The 14,929-nt window shown below is 46.5% G+C and carries 10 protein-coding genes; 9 read left to right on the top strand and 1 reads right to left on the bottom strand.

Going from position 1 to position 14,929, the window contains the following annotated elements; all coding sequences use genetic code 11:
* The first annotated feature begins 38 nt into the window (after window positions 1-38).
* The 9 genes from DFR58_RS01400 to DFR58_RS01360 all read left to right on the top strand — a co-directional run bounded on the left by DFR58_RS01400 (window position 39) and on the right by DFR58_RS01360 (window position 9,270).
* Window positions 39-1,106, top strand: coding sequence for a sulfate/molybdate ABC transporter ATP-binding protein (locus tag DFR58_RS01400; protein ID WP_114296013.1), 1,068 nt, complete (start codon window positions 39-41; stop codon window positions 1,104-1,106).
* 24 nt (window positions 1,107-1,130) lie between these two features.
* A complete protein-coding gene (locus DFR58_RS01395) occupies window positions 1,131-2,309 on the top strand; it encodes an ABC transporter substrate-binding protein (protein WP_207659089.1) in 1,179 nt (392 codons plus the stop codon).
* Between the two features lie 17 nt (window positions 2,310-2,326).
* Window positions 2,327-3,412: a FecCD family ABC transporter permease gene (locus DFR58_RS01390; RefSeq protein WP_114296060.1), complete on the top strand. Its 1,086-nt coding sequence runs from the start codon at window positions 2,327-2,329 to the stop codon at window positions 3,410-3,412.
* Entirely contained in the window at window positions 3,409-4,191 is a 783-nt protein-coding gene (locus DFR58_RS01385) for an ABC transporter ATP-binding protein (RefSeq protein ID WP_114296012.1), read from the top strand. The genes DFR58_RS01390 and DFR58_RS01385 overlap by 4 nt, the downstream gene beginning before the upstream one ends.
* Before the next feature lie 103 nt (window positions 4,192-4,294).
* Window positions 4,295-4,906 (top strand): class I SAM-dependent methyltransferase, encoded by a 612-nt coding sequence (locus DFR58_RS01380; protein ID WP_114296011.1) that lies wholly within the window; start codon window positions 4,295-4,297, stop codon window positions 4,904-4,906.
* Window positions 4,907-4,930: 24 nt separating this feature from the next.
* Window positions 4,931-6,142, top strand: coding sequence for an ABC transporter substrate-binding protein (locus DFR58_RS01375; protein ID WP_114296010.1), 1,212 nt, complete (start codon window positions 4,931-4,933; stop codon window positions 6,140-6,142).
* A 166-nt stretch (window positions 6,143-6,308) separates the two neighbouring features.
* Complete coding sequence (locus tag DFR58_RS01370; RefSeq protein WP_114296009.1) at window positions 6,309-7,007, top strand: GTP-binding protein; 699 nt, start codon at window positions 6,309-6,311, stop codon at window positions 7,005-7,007.
* On the top strand, window positions 7,004-8,029 hold the full coding sequence (locus DFR58_RS01365; protein WP_114296008.1) for an ATP-binding cassette domain-containing protein: 1,026 nt from the start codon (window positions 7,004-7,006) through the stop codon (window positions 8,027-8,029). The genes DFR58_RS01370 and DFR58_RS01365 overlap by 4 nt, the downstream gene beginning before the upstream one ends.
* Before the next feature lie 20 nt (window positions 8,030-8,049).
* Entirely contained in the window at window positions 8,050-9,270 is a 1,221-nt protein-coding gene (locus tag DFR58_RS01360; RefSeq protein ID WP_242987349.1) for an ABC transporter substrate-binding protein, read from the top strand.
* Window positions 9,271-9,577: 307 nt separating this feature from the next.
* Here the strand turns inward: DFR58_RS01360 and DFR58_RS01355 are convergent, their stop codons facing one another.
* A complete protein-coding gene (locus tag DFR58_RS01355; RefSeq protein WP_114296007.1) occupies window positions 9,578-14,746 on the bottom strand; it encodes a beta strand repeat-containing protein in 5,169 nt (1,722 codons plus the stop codon).
* Window positions 14,747-14,929: the final 183 nt, after the last annotated feature.

Below are 14,929 nucleotides of genomic sequence, written 5' to 3'. Positions count from 1 at the left end.
AGTAGTGAGGCAGTCAAGCTCAAAAATGGAGGACTTTTATGGAACTGATGGTTGATATAGAAAAAAAACTTAATGGATTTCATCTAAAAACAAAGCTTTCGGTTTCAGGGGAGGTGCTTGGACTGCTTGGAGCCTCCGGCTCGGGAAAAAGCATGACCTTAAGGTGCGTTGCAGGGCTGGAAAAGCCCGATCATGGCAAAATAGTTTTGAACGGTAAGGTTTTATATGACTCTGAAAAAGGAATTTATTTGCCTGCAAGAAAGAGGAGGGTAGGTTTTCTGTTCCAGAACTATGCACTGTTTCCCCATATGACAGTGCGGCAAAACATAGGCTTTGCACTGGAGGGAGTATCCCAGAGGCAAAGAGACAGGCTGGTGGATGACATGATAGGCAGAATGCACTTAGAGGGTCTTGATAAGAGATACCCTTCCCAACTGTCGGGGGGACAGCAGCAAAGAGTAGCACTCGCAAGAGCGCTTGCAATTGAGCCCGAGATGCTTCTTTTGGATGAACCCTTTTCTGCTCTTGACAATCATTTGAGAAGCCAGATGGAAGCGCAGCTTCTGGAAACACTTTCGGAGTACAAAGGCGTGACGTTGTTTGTATCTCACAACATGGATGAAGCCTACAGGATATGCAACAGGCTTGTTATCATGTCGGAGGGTTCAATTGCCGCCGCAGGCGACAAGGACGGAATTTTCCGCAATCCTCCCACTCTTGCAGCGGCACGGGTGACGGGCTGCAAAAATATATCCCGAGCCCGTTACGCAGGGGAGGGAATAATAGAGGCTGTTGATTGGGGATGCAGGCTCAAGGTAAATAAGCCTGTTTCGCATGGCATATCGTACGTGGGAATAAGGGCGAGGCATATAACAGAGGCACGAGAGAAGCGGGAGGATGCAAATGTTTTTCAATGCCGCCCTGTTAAAATTGTGGAGGGACCTCATTCGGTTACAGTATATATAAAGCTTGGAGAGCAGCAAAAGGGAGACTCTATAAAGCCCGTTCACTGGGAAATCTCCAGAGATAGGTGGGAGGATATTAAAGACCGCCCTCTCCCATGGAATATTGAATTGAGTCCGTCAAAAATTTTTCTTATACAATAAAACATTTGTGAAAGGAGTATTGTTATGTCATTTAAAAAGTATACCTCTTATATATACACAGGAAAGATGCTTGCTGTTTTTATGATTATCTGCATAAGTATTCTTTCCGCTTGCTCTTCCGGCAAGCAGAGCAATATGCCGGCAAGCTCACAGGAGGCGAAGGCGGCGGCAACGCAGGGGGAGGCATCCGGCTCACTGCCAAAGACACGTGAAATTACCGATATGGCGGGAAGAAAGGTTATAATTCCTTCAGAGGTTAATAAGGTGTATTCCTCAAGCGCTATCGGGACTGTTACAATGTACACTCTGGCTCCGGAAAAGCTGGCGGGGTGGAATTTTGCACTGGTGCCGGGGGAAAAGAAATACATAGACAAGAAGTACCATGATATACCTGCCTTAGGAGCCTGGTCAGGCAAGAAGGGCGCTGCCAATGTGGAGGAGATAATCCGTTTAAAGCCCGATTTTATACTTTCAATGGGAAATGTGGATGACACACAGGTATCCGCGGCAAACGCAATCCAGGATCAGACCGGGATACCGGTGGTTATGCTGGATGGACCTCTTACGGGCATGGATAAGGCTTATGAGCTGCTTGGAGAATATATAGGCGAGCAGGAAAGAGCCAAAGAGCTTGGAAGCTATTGCAAGCAAGCCATTGCGGAAACGAAGGCAATGATAGATAAAATTCCCGAGGATAAAATGAGGCGCGTATATTATGCGGAAGGGCCGAAGGGATTGCAGACAGACCCTTCAGGCTCGTTTCATACCGAGGTTCTGGATTTCGTGAGAGGTATAAATGTTGCGGACATACTGGCGCAGAAGGGGACGGGAATGTCTAACGTATCAATGGAGCAGGTGCTGTCATGGAACCCTGACATTATTCTTGTCAGTGTTGACAAGGAGGGAGATCTTTCACAGGGAGGCTTCTATTCAGAGGTGTTTAATGACCCGTCATGGGCGCAAATAAAGGCAGTAAAGGATAAAAAGATTTATGAGGTTCCCGCATATCCTTTTAACTGGTTTGACCGTCCACCCTCTGTCAGCAGGGTTTTGGGGGTAAAATGGCTGGCCGGACTGATATATCCCGAATATGTGCCTCTGGATATTGAAAAGGAGGTAAAGGAATTTTATTCATTGTTTTATAACAAAAGCCTAAGTGATTCTGAGGTGAGTGAATTATTGCAAAGAGCTCGGGCGAAATAGGGGGGATTTATGTGGGAATGCAAATTGCAAATGAGGTTAAGCTGAGTGAAGGTGTTATAAGTGATATACACGGCTTATATGAAAAGAAAAAAAAGAATAAGAAAATTCTCATGATCGTTCTGGGTCTGCTTCCCGTTGCCGCATTTATACTGTCAACTGTTATGGGGAGATATGTAATATCTCCCCTACCGCTTATAGATATATTGGCGGGCAAATTGCTTGGCCTTCCGGCCACATGGCCCGAGACGCTGGAAACCGTACTGTTTAAGGTGCGTATACCCAGGATTTTTGCAGCTATGCTGGTTGGAGCGGCGCTATCGGCGGCGGGTGCGGCATACCAGGGACTGTTTAAAAACCCCATGGTATCCCCGGATATTCTTGGGGCTTCTGCGGGAGCGGGATTTGGAGCCGCGGTTGCAATACTTATGTCGTTTAATATTGCGGGCATTCAGCTTACCGCATTTGCTTTCGGGCTTGGTGCAGTCATGCTTACCTTTGTTATCAGCACGGTAATGGGGAGGGGGAGCAATGCGGTTCTGACTCTGATTCTGACAGGAATGGTTGTCTCAACCCTCTTCTCTTCATTTACATCCATGACTAAGTATGTGGCTGATCCCTATAGCAAGCTTCCGGCGATTACCTTCTGGCTTATGGGAGGGCTGTCATCTATAACTTCCAAGGATGCGCTCATCCTGCTTATACCTATTTGCATCGGCATTACTCCATTGCTTATGCTGCGATGGAAGCTGAATGTTCTGTCGTTTGGGGAGGAGGAGGCCAAGGCAATGGGGATTGATACGAGGAGGCTCCGATTTATTATAATCATTTGTTCAACGCTTTTAACCGCTGCTGCTGTGTCGGTCAGCGGAATGATTGGGTGGATTGGGCTTATTGTGCCTCATATGGCAAGACTGGTCACAGGCCCCGATTACAGGGTGCTGCTTCCGGCATCCATGCTTATTGGAAGCACCTTTTTAGTTGTGGTGGATGATGTGGCCAGAAGTGTTTTTGCTATGGAGATTCCGCTGGGAATTTTGACGTCACTTCTTGGCGCACCGTTTTTTATTTATCTTTTAGTGAAAGGAAAGAGGGGCTGGGTATGAAAATGGAGCTTAGAGATGCTGCCTGCGGATATGGCAGCAGGATAGTGGCAGAGAATATAAGCATGGAGGTGCATTCGGGAGAAATTTTGTGCCTTCTGGGCCCTAACGGTGTTGGAAAGACCACTCTTTTTAAAACCATTTTGGGGTTTCTAAGGCTTCAGAGAGGAGAAATTTTACTGGACGGGCACAATATATTCAATTGGACTAAAAAGAAGCTTGCAAAGGCAATAGGCTATGTTCCTCAGGCACATACTCCTCCATTTCCCTTTAAAGTGCTGGATGTAGTTACTATGGGAAGAACGGCTCACTTGGGGGCGTTTGCATCTCCGTCGGCATGTGATACGGCTATTGCTGAGGAGGCTCTCCAAACTCTTGGAGTTTCCTTCTTAAGTGATCGCATATACACAGAGATAAGCGGAGGAGAACGGCAGATGGTGCTTATTGCACGGGCACTTGCACAGCAGCCCGAAATACTTGTTATGGATGAGCCTACCTCAAATCTGGATTTCGGAAACCAGATCCGAGTTCTTGAGCAGATTAATCTTTTAGCCCGAAGAGGAATTGGGGTTATTATGACATCGCATTTTCCAAACCACGCATTTCTCTGTTCGGGGAAGGTGGCGCTTATGCAGAAGAGCTCCGCGTTCATTGTGGGAGGTGTGGATGAGGTTGTAACTGAAGAAAATTTAAGATCGGCCTATGGAATTGAAGTAAAAATTACCAGTGCGAAAAATAGCCGCGGCGAGCTTGTAAAGGCTTGTATTCCCTTAATAAATTAAAAAATGGTAGGGAACACCCCTTGTGGTGTTCCTCTTCCGAGTAGTGGCATCGTTGTTAAATTTTCACGATTAAATAGATAAAAGGTATAGGGGTGAGTGAAGCGTGGGAAAGGCATATGAGTTTGATGAGATTGCAAATGGAGTATTTTTTCCTATCTACCCTGCAATTGCTGAGCAAATAAAAGAGAGGACAGGAATAAGCAGTGGCAGGTGTATGGATTTGGGAAGCGGCGGAGGGCATTTGGGGCTTTGCCTTGCGAAAATTACCGATATGCATATAACTCTGCTTGATATGAATGAGGAGGCAATGGAAATTGCCCGAAGCAGGATAAAGGAATGGGGCTTAGAGGAGAATGCTGATACCTTGCAGGGGGATGTCCACTGTATACCTGTGGAAAGCGGCTCTGTAAATCTCGCTATAAGCAGAGGCTCTTTATGGTTCTGGGAGGATCAGAAGAAGGCGTTTGAGGAAATATACAGGATTTTGGCTGACGGCGGCGTAGCTTATATCGGGGGAGGCTTCGCAAACGCAGAGCTGAAACGTCAGGTGGATAAAAAAATGAAGCTGAGAGATCCCGAGTGGCCCAATTCAAGAAAGAAGTTTACAGAGGGACACACTGTGCAAAGGTTCGCAGAGATTCTTAGTGAATTGGGAATAAGCAGGTATGAAATTACCGACGATGAAAAAGGGCTATGGATCTTTATTCAAAAGTGACAGGGCTGTGGGGGGGATTGTACGGTGAAAATTAATTCTGAGACAAAGATTGGAGAAATATTGGCCCAATATCCTGAGACCTTAGAGGTGTTTAATGTAAACGGATTTGCAGCTGATTCACCGAAGGCTCTGATAGAATTTCTGGGAGGAGACTGGAGGCTTTCATCGGTTTTAAAGGCGCGCCGCTTAAATATGGAGCTGTTTATACAAATGCTTGAAGAAAAAATTGCCGGGAATGAGGGAGTTTTTGATTCATGTGCAGAGGAAGGACGGATTAGAAGGCTGGATTTTTTAGGATATACCGTTTGCCCGTTAAAGCATACCTTCAGGGAATGCTTTGACGCTGTGCTGGACAAATACCGAAGGGAAACAGGCAGAGGCTTTGACTGCTATGTTCCGTCGGGGTGCGGAGGAGATGATGCATACGAGGAAATATGGAAATCGCAGAGCATAGACGATCTGCCCGGTGCAATAGCCTCCATCGGCTTTGGAGATTTCTTCAGAAAGGAATTTGTAGATAGGTTTATAGATAAAGGCTGTTTTAAGGCACCGGAGAGGAAGGAGATTAATGCCGACTTTGCGGGAATGGGGCTTGAGGACCCCGATGGCTGCTACACCATTTATTCTGTTTTCCCATATATAATAATGGTTGACAAAAAAAAGCTTGGGAACTTGCCTATGCCATGCAAATGGGATGACCTTCTTAAGCCGGTATACAGAAATAACATTATAATAGGAGGCTCTGCAGACGACATATCGGAGGTGCTGCTTTTGTATTTATACAAAAAGCACGGGGATAAGGGTGTTGAGCTGCTTGCACGAAATGTTAGGGATGCATGGCATGCGGCCAAAATGGCAAAGGTGGCGGGGACATCTTCTACGGAAGGCGCGGCCGTCTATGTTATGCCGTGGTTCTTTGCCAGATCATGCCCAAGAACCGACGTAGTTTCAATCGTATGGCCCGAGGACGGAGCGCTCATCAGCCCGTTTTACCTTTTGGTGAAGGAGGACAGAGGTGCTGATCTTCAGATAATTACCGATTTTGTTATGGGTGAGGAGCTTGGACAGAAATCAGCTAACTCGTTTTTCCCGGTGTTAAATTCCGAGGCGGATAACAGACTGCCTGAAAATGCAGCCTTCCAGTGGCTTGGATGGGATTATATAAAAAGCAATAGCATGGATACCTTAAAGGAGCATGTGAAAAAAATCTTTGCGGAGCACTGGGTGGGGGGGTAATGCGGCAGGGGGAGGGAATGCCACGGGAGGCGGAATGCAACAGGGGGCGGAACACCACGGGGGGTGTTCCCTACGATTAGGTGGCCTGATTGATGAAATAAATGATATAATATGTGTAAAATTTTGCTTGGTTTAAAATAAATTAATAGGATTGGAGGGGTATACGGTGCGGCTGATAACTGTTTCGGGGCCTCCCTCTTCGGGGAAGACCTCGGTAATATTAAAGACAATTGAATACCTGAAGGCTGAAGCTCTTAAAATCGGAATAGTTAAATTTGATTGTCTTTCCACCTATGACAATTTACTGTATGAAAAGATGGGCATTCCCGTAATGGTGGGGCTTTCAGGGAATTTATGCCCCGACCACTTTTTTATAAGCAATATTGACGATTGTATGCGGTGGGGAGTCAGGGAGGGAATGGACATACTTGTAAGCGAAAGCGCGGGGCTTTGCAACCGCTGCTCTCCGCACATAAAGGACATAACTGCTGTGTGTGTAATTGACTGCCTTTCGGGTGTTCATACTCCTAAAAAAATCGGTCCCATGCTGAAGCTTGCGGATGTGGTGGTTATAACAAAGGGGGATATTGTTTCTCAGGCAGAGCGCGAGGTGTTTTCCTTCCGCGTTAAGCAGGCAAATCCCAGAGCCTCTGTTTTGTTTATCAATGGAATTACGGGTCAAGGAGCCTATGATTTAAGTGTCAGCTTCCGCAACGCCGCTTGGGTGGATTCCCTTGACGGCAAACGCCTTAGATTTTCAATGCCCGCGGCTTTGTGCTCGTATTGTCTGGGCGAGACAAAAATAGGGGAGGATTACCAGACCGGGAATGTAAAAAAGATGGATTTCGGGGAAGTGAAAGCATGATAACGGAAATGATATGGGTGCCTATAAGCAAGCTTATGCAGGATTACCCTTACATAGAGGATTTTTTACTGTCCGTCGGACTTAAGGATTTTGATTCCGAGCTTTCTATGGGGAGCATAGCCGGGACTCTTACGGAGGAGTGGCTTGAAGACAGAGGCATGGACAGGGAGCAGCTTATTGGGCACTTTACGGCGTTTATGGATAAAATGGAGCAGCTTAGGCTAAAGCCTGAGAGCAGGGTTAAGGAGATAGCTATTTTAGGAGGGCATGATAAGTCAGGGAATGAGGAGAATATAAGCCTTACCGTAAGGCCTGGGGATATTCTCTGTATAGTCGGGCCCACAGGCTCAGGTAAGAGCAGGCTGCTGGCCGATATAGAATGTCTGGCACAGAGGGACACTCCTACCGGGAGGCAGGTGCTGGTCAACGGAGAGGCACCCGCGGCAGATAAGCGGTTTTCTATAGAATATAAGCTGGTTGCCCAGTTGTCCCAGAATATGAATTTTGTAATGGATCTGACGGTTGAGGAATTTGTCACAATGCACGCCGAGAGCCGTATGATTGAGAATATAGAAGACAGTGTAAAAGCAATTGTGGATTGTGCAAATGAGCTTGCGGGGGAAAGGTTTGCTTCCTGTGTTCCGATAACCCAGCTCAGCGGAGGGCAGTCCAGAGCCTTGATGATTGCCGACACGGCGCTGCTCAGTGCATCTCCTGTGGTATTGATTGACGAGATTGAAAACGCCGGAGTGGATAGAAAAAAGGCGTTGGAGCTGCTGGTAAAAAAGGAGAAGATTATACTGATGTCCACTCACGACCCTATTCTTGCGCTTATGGGACACAGGAGAATAGTTATTAAAAACGGGGGAATTCACAAAATTATTGAAACGGGTGAAGCTGAAAAAGCGAATATGGACATACTCCATAAAATTGATGCCAAAATGCTGAACTTAAGAAATATACTTAGGTCGGGAGGAACGGTGGATTTTGATGTACAGGGATATTTTGCCGGCGTAAAGTGACAAACAAGGAGGATAAGGTATTGAATATAAAGCAGGATATGTTTATAGACCGCATACTGAGGGAATATCCCGAGGCCATACAGGTATTTATAAGCAATGGCTTTGAGGATTTTGCCGATAGTGATTTGATTAGCCGTCTGGGGCCCTTTCTCAAGCTTAAAACGGCTTTAAAGGCAAGAGGGATTAATATTGACCTGTTTTTGCAGCTTATAGAGGAAAAGCTTTCTGAGACAAGGGGGCTGAATATGTCGGCGGTGCATGACTTAAAGCCGGGGCAAAAGGCTCCCAACTTGCTGGCGCTGCTTCCCTGTCCTTTGAAGATTCCTTTGCAGGAGGAGTTTTCGTCATTTATTTGTTCCTCGTACCGTCAGGGAGAGCTTGAATATCTTATTGAGGGCAATGCAAATAACCAGCTTTCCTATTATACCTATGTAGAGCAGTTTGAGGATATTGACGATGTGCCTGATATTGTTATTTCACCGGGAATTAACAGCTTTTTTTACAAAGGCTTTGTTGAAAAGTTTATAGACAAGGGATATTTTGCCGACGCTGCGGAGTATATGCCGGGGGAGATGCTTAAGAGAGCGGGGGTTAAGGACCCGGGAGGCAATTATACAATGATTTGCATGAACCTTCTGGTAATGGTCGCGGATTTAGATCAGATGGGGGATCTGCCACTGCCTAAAAGCTGGGGTGATCTTTTGCACCCTCAGTATGAAAAAAAGGTTGTAATACGGGGACAGAAGGAATTTTTTTGTGAGACTACTCTGCTCACAATTTTTAAGGATTATGGATTGGAAGGGGTTGAAAAACTGGGGAGGTCTGTAAAGGCAGGCTGGCACCCTGCACAGATGGCTAAAATGGCGGGAAGCGGAAATGTAAATGCTCCGGCTATCAGCGTAATGCCTTATTTTTTTACTAAAACTATTAAAAACAAGGGCAATGTCAAGGTGATATGGCCTTGGGACGGTGCTATTATAAGTCCTGTTTCCATGCTGGTAAAGGCTTCAAAAATGGAGCAGCTAAAAAATGCATGGTCCTTTTTCACAGGCACGGCAGCGGCTAAAATTTGCGCCGGTGCCTTCTTCCCTTCTCTGCATCCCGAGGTTGATAATAAAATACCTGAAGAAGCTTCATTTAACTGGCTTGGATGGGAATTCATAAAATCCCGTGACATAGGGGCAATATTAAATGAATTAAACCAATGCTTTTTAAAGGCTTACAAAGGCTATATAATTTAGGCTTTTGCATATCGGATAACGGAGGATGTAAAATAATATCCTCCAGAATAATTTCTACTCTAACTACAGAAGCATGTATACCTGTAGAAGACGCTTGTGACTTTAGTTAGCCTAAATTGCAGCGCGGTCACGTATTCCGGGGAAATTATTCCTCCGGAAATTATTTTACATTCTTTTTAGATAGTTTGCATCCTAATTTATATAGGCGTGACATTTTACAAAATTTAAAACAAAGCAATGAAGGACTTCCCGTTTTAGAGGAAGTCCTTCATTGCTTTCAGCTTACTGCATTTATTTTAAGGAGGATTCAATTTTCGGCGCTATATCCTACTTTCAGCCTGCTGCTTTCAAATGCTCCGAGAGAGGTAACTGTTATATATACATACCCCGCTGAGGTGCCAAGCTGGGCTACCTTGATTGTGACCTCATCATTATTCTCACCTACGGTACCCGTTCCCAGAAGGGTACCTCCCGTAGACGAGCTGTATATGCTTACAACATCGTATTCCATTAATCCGGCAACCTTAATGGTATCCGATTTTCCCGCGTTGTTCAAAATAGTTATATTGGCTGCATCCGGCACATCGGATACCGGCTCGGCAGAGTAGTAAACGGCGGTTCTTTCACTCTCAAGCTTACCGTAGCCTGTAACGGATACATATATATTCCCCGCAGAGGTGCCGAGCTGTGATATTTTAATGGTTACCTCGGTGCTGTCGGCCGATGCTGCCGCACTTCCAAGCAGGCTTCCACCGGGGGATGAATTGTATACCTTGACAGTATCCTTGGCATCTAAGAAGGTGACTGTTACAGTATCGGACATTCCCGCATTATTTTTAACAGTAATGTTACTAGAGGAAGGTGCGGCGGTTTGCTGCTCTTTTGTATAGACAGCCTTTGTCCTGCTGCTTTCCGCCTTGCCCACGCTTATGGCAGATACATACACAGAGCCGCCGGAGGAATCAAGACTGTCAACAGATACGGTAACCTCGGTGCTGTCTTCAGCCACTGTGCCCATGCCCAGCAGGCTTCCGCCCGAGGACTTGTTATAAATCCTTATAACGTCACCGGGCTTGAGGAAGGTTACAGTTACAGTGTCTGATATTGTTGCATTATTTATTATTTTTATATTTTCGGCTGCAGGAGCATCGGTTGTAGCCTCTGCGCTATAGTATACAGCCGTTCTATCACTCTCAAGCTTATTTACGCTTGTTACGGAGACATATGCATTTCCCGCCGAAGCTCCAAGCTGGGTAACTTTTACCGTTACCTCCGTCTTACCATCCGCTACCTTACCGGTGCCCATAAGAGTGCCTTCGGAAGCGGAGCTATAAACCTTTACAACATCTCCCTCTTCCAGGTAAGTAACCTCTACCGTATCCGATATGCCTGCATTATTTTTAATTGTTATATTTCCCAGTGAGGGAGAATCCGATTTCTGTTCTGCGGCGAAGGATACCATAGTTCTGTCGCTTTCAAGCTTGCCCTTCGTTGTCACCGACACATATATTTTTCCTGCGGAGGCTCCCAGCTGTGTTACGGTGACTTTTACAAACGAATCATAAGTAGCTACCGTAGCTGAACCCAGCAGGCTTCCACCCGAAGGTGAATCGTATACATTTACCTTGTCGCCCCCTGTGAGCCCGTTTATTTGTATGATGTCCGGTGCCCCTGCGTTGTTGGAGACTATTATGGTGCTTGAATGGGAGGCTCCCGATTTAGGCTCGGCAGAATAGTCTGCTTTAACACGGGTGCTTTCTCTATAGCCCTTCTTTGTGAGAGAGACATATACGCTTCCTGCCGAACCCCCAAGCTGTTCCACAGTGACGGTTGCGTATGTATCGTATGTTGACGCGGAGGCGGAGCCTAAAAGCATACCTCCTGCAGCGGCTGTGTATACCTTTACCTCGTCACCGCCTGAAATACCGCTTACTTTAATGGTGTCATCTATACCGGCGTTGTTTAATACCGTTATATTGCCGGCAGACGGGGCAGCCGACTGAGGCTCTGCAGAGTAGATCACCTTTGTCCTGTCACTTTCGGTTTTATTTTTTTCGGTGACCGAAACATATACAGATCCCTCGGTGCTGCCAAGCTGAGTTACGGTAATGGTGGCAGATGAAGCATATGTTTCCACCTCTGCCGAGCCCAGAAGGTTACCGACCTTTTCGGAGTCATATACCTTTACGGTATCCCCTCCGGTAAGACCCGAGACCTTAATGGTGTCAGCCATTCCCGAATTATTTGCAATTACTGTCTTGTCTAAGGACGGAGCTGCTGATTTTGCCTCAGCGGAATAATCCGCCTTTGTCCTGTCACTTTCAAGCTTTGTGCTGCTTGTGACTGAAACGTATACGCTTCCCGCCGTGGGTCCAAGCTGGGTAATACTGATAGTAACGGAGGAGGCGTAGGTGTCTGCCGAGGCGGTGCCCAAAAGCGAGCCGGCTTTTGCCGAGTCATACACACTTATTTTATCTCCGCTTGTGAGTCCCGCAACTTTTACGGTATCGGCAGTGCCTACATTGTTTATAATTTCTATATTGTTAACTGATGGAGCGGGGGTTTTAGCTTCGGCCGAATAATCAGCCTTTACCCTGTCACTCTCTGTCTTTGTTTTGCTGGTAACCGAAACATAAACACTTCCCGCAGACGTACCGAGCTGAGTAATGCTGATGGATATGCCGGTGCCGACCGAAACGGTTGCCGAGCCGAGCAGAGTTCCTCCGGTAGCGGAATCGTATACCTTGACCTTGTCATCGGTGTTAAGGCCTGTCACCTGTACGGTATCGGAGGTACCCGCGTTATTAATGACTATAATGTCATCGGGATCAGGGGAAGCGGATTTGGATTCCGCGGCATAGTCAGCCTTTGTCCTGTCGCTTTCCAACTTCCCTGAGGAGGTAATCGAAACATAAATGCTTCCTGACGTGCTTCCAAGCTGTGAAATGCTTATTGACACCGACGTCTCATAGGTTCCTGCCGAGGCTGAACCTAACAGCGAGCCTCCCTTGGCGGAGTCATATACCTTTACGGTATCGTTATCCGAAAGCTCTGTGACGGTAACCTTATCGTCGGCACCTACGTTGTTTTCAATGTATATGCTTGCGGCAGACGGGGAGGCAGATTTTGCTTCGGCAGCATAATCTGCTTTTGTCCTGTCGCTTTCCTGCTTATTTTTGCTGGTGATTGAGACATACACGCTTCCTGCCGCCGTGCCAAGCTGAGGGATAGAAACCCTGGCGTATGTGCCGTAGGTTGATACTGTGGCAGAACCCAGCAGAGTACCTCCCTTGGAGGCAGTATATACCTTGACTGTATCATCTGCGTTTAAGCCTGTAACCTCAACAGTGTCCGGTGCTTCTGAATTATTTGTAATTGTAATGTTTTGGGCATCCACAGCCTGCGACTTGCCCTCCGCAGCATAGGAAGCCTTAACCCTGCTGCTTTCAAGCTTGTTTAAGCCGGTTATTGAGACATAGACATTGCCTGCCTCAACTCCAAGCTGGGCTATTGACACTGTTGCGTAAGAGCTGTCCGCCGGAACAGTTGTATAGCCAAGAAGGCTTCCTCCGTTAGCAGCGTCATATACCTTAATTACATCCCCGCCCTTAAGGCCTGTGACCTCAACAGTGTCTGGCGTACCCGCCACATTGTTTGTAATTATTATATTGTCTGCATCAGTGGCATCCGATGAAGCCTCGGCAGAGTAATTTACCTTTATTCTGGAGCTTTCGTTCTTTCCTGAGCTGGTTATTGAAACATATACATATCCTGCTCCCGTACCTAACTGTGCTATGGTAACTGTTGCTTCTGTCTTGGAGGATGCAACTGTCGCCGAGCCAAGCAGCGTCCCGTCGGAGGCAAGGTCGTATACCTTTACGATATCTCCTGCCGCAAGTCCTGTTACCTGGACAGTGTCGGATTTTCCGGCGGGATTATTTATAACCGTTATATTGTAGCCGTCGACTGTATTGGATACAGGCTCGGCAGAGAAGTATACTTTTGTCCGCTCGCTCTCAAGCTTGCTTTTTTCTGTTACTGATATGTATATATATCCTCCGTCCGCTCCCAATTGCTTCACTGTCACGGTTGCATCGCTCTTTGATGAACCGACTGCCGCGGAGCCAAGCAGAGTGCCTTCTTCATAGGAATCATATATCTTTACGACATCCCCGGAGGACAGGCCCGATACATTTACGGTGTCGGATTTACCTACGTTATTTACTATTACTATTTTACTTGTCTTAGGCGCATCTGAGACAGGCTCATCCGAGAAGGATTTTTTTGTTCGGGCACTTTCAAATTTGCCCTTGGTTGTTACTGAAATATATACATACCCGTCGGGGGAAATAAGCTGCGGTATTGTTACGGTGGTTTCGGAGGCTGACCCTGAAACCGTTGCCGAGCCAAGAAGATTTCCTCCTGAGGCGGCATCGTAAACCTTTACGACATCACCTGAAAGGAGCTTTGTGACCTTGACTGTGTCTGCCGCGTTTCCGTTATTGGTTATGGTTATATTTCCGGCATACGGAGCATTCGATGTATTCTCAGCTGGGTAGGCAACTTCGGTTCTGTCGCTTTCACGGCAGTCCTTACTGGTTACCGTAACATACACATATCCGGCGGCCTTGCTGAGCTGGGGAATGTTCATGGACACCTCTGTTTTTGAGGCAGGAACCTTGGCGGAAGCAAGCAGATTTCCCCCCTTGGCGGCATCATAAACATTAACGGTGTCACCTAAGGAAAGGTAGACTACCGACACAGTGTCATTTATACCGGCATTATTTATAACTGTTATATTGGCTGGATTTACAGCAGCCGACTTGGGTTCTGCGGAATAATCCGATTTTGTTCTTATGCTTTCCAGCTCTCCCTTATTGGTAAGAGAAACGTAGACACTTCCCGCTTCTACTCCTATCTGCGATATCTTGACCGTTACGTCCGATTTTGTAGAAGAAACGGATGCCGAGCCAAGAAGCTTGCCTCCTGTGGTGGCGTTATAAACATTTACCTTTTCGCCCCCATAGAGTCCGGTTATATATATCAAATCTGCTTTTCCTGCATTATTTGTTACAGCAATATTTGAGGCATCAGGCGGGTCTGTTTGCACCTCTGCCGGGTAGTCTGCTTTAGTTCTGCTGCTTTCGAGCTCTCCTTTGCTTGTAACCGAGATGTACACACTTCCTGCTGCCGTTCCGAGCTGTGATACCTTAACTGTCGCCTCGGTTTTATAGGATGAAACAGATGCCGACCCCAGAAGCTTTCCTCCTGAGGAAGCGCTGTAGACATTTACCTTATCCCCTCTGGCAAGGCCTCCTATCAGTATGATATCATACGTCCCGGTGTTGTTGGTTATGGTTATGTCGGCAGCTTTTGGCGCTATGGAAGTGCCTGCCGCATGGACACCACCCGGCAGGGTGAACACAAGCAGAGCTGCCAGTACTGTGCAAAGGGTTCTGGAAAAACTTGATTTCACTGTTATACCTCCTAAAAAATCTGAATTTATTATAAAGCCAGTTATATACTATATCGTTATAGAACGGCAATCTAATAATAGATACAGAGAAATTAGCAGGATAATTCACAAAATTTTCACAGAATCTTCACATTATAATAGGATGCAATAAAGACTCTACAAACATATTTGGGGGAAATGTCT

The organism is Anaerobacterium chartisolvens, assembly GCF_003337415.1.
In the GTDB taxonomy this organism is placed as follows: domain Bacteria; phylum Bacillota; class Clostridia; order Acetivibrionales; family DSM-27016; genus Anaerobacterium; species Anaerobacterium chartisolvens.
Note: the sequence above shows the minus strand (reverse complement) of the source record. Positions and strands in the feature narration are given on the sequence as shown.

What these genes read in the sequence shown, in the direction of transcription:
- DFR58_RS01365 (WP_114296008.1), top strand. Translation starts at nt 7,004, where the DNA reads ATGATAACGGAAATGATATGGGTGCCTATAAGCAAGCTTATGCAGGAT.
- DFR58_RS01395 (WP_207659089.1), top strand. Translation starts at nt 1,131, where the DNA reads ATGTCATTTAAAAAGTATACCTCTTATATATACACAGGAAAGATGCTT.
- DFR58_RS01400 (WP_114296013.1), top strand. Translation starts at nt 39, where the DNA reads ATGGAACTGATGGTTGATATAGAAAAAAAACTTAATGGATTTCATCTA.
- DFR58_RS01385 (WP_114296012.1), top strand. Translation starts at nt 3,409, where the DNA reads ATGAAAATGGAGCTTAGAGATGCTGCCTGCGGATATGGCAGCAGGATA.
- DFR58_RS01390 (WP_114296060.1), top strand. Translation starts at nt 2,327, where the DNA reads ATGCAAATTGCAAATGAGGTTAAGCTGAGTGAAGGTGTTATAAGTGAT.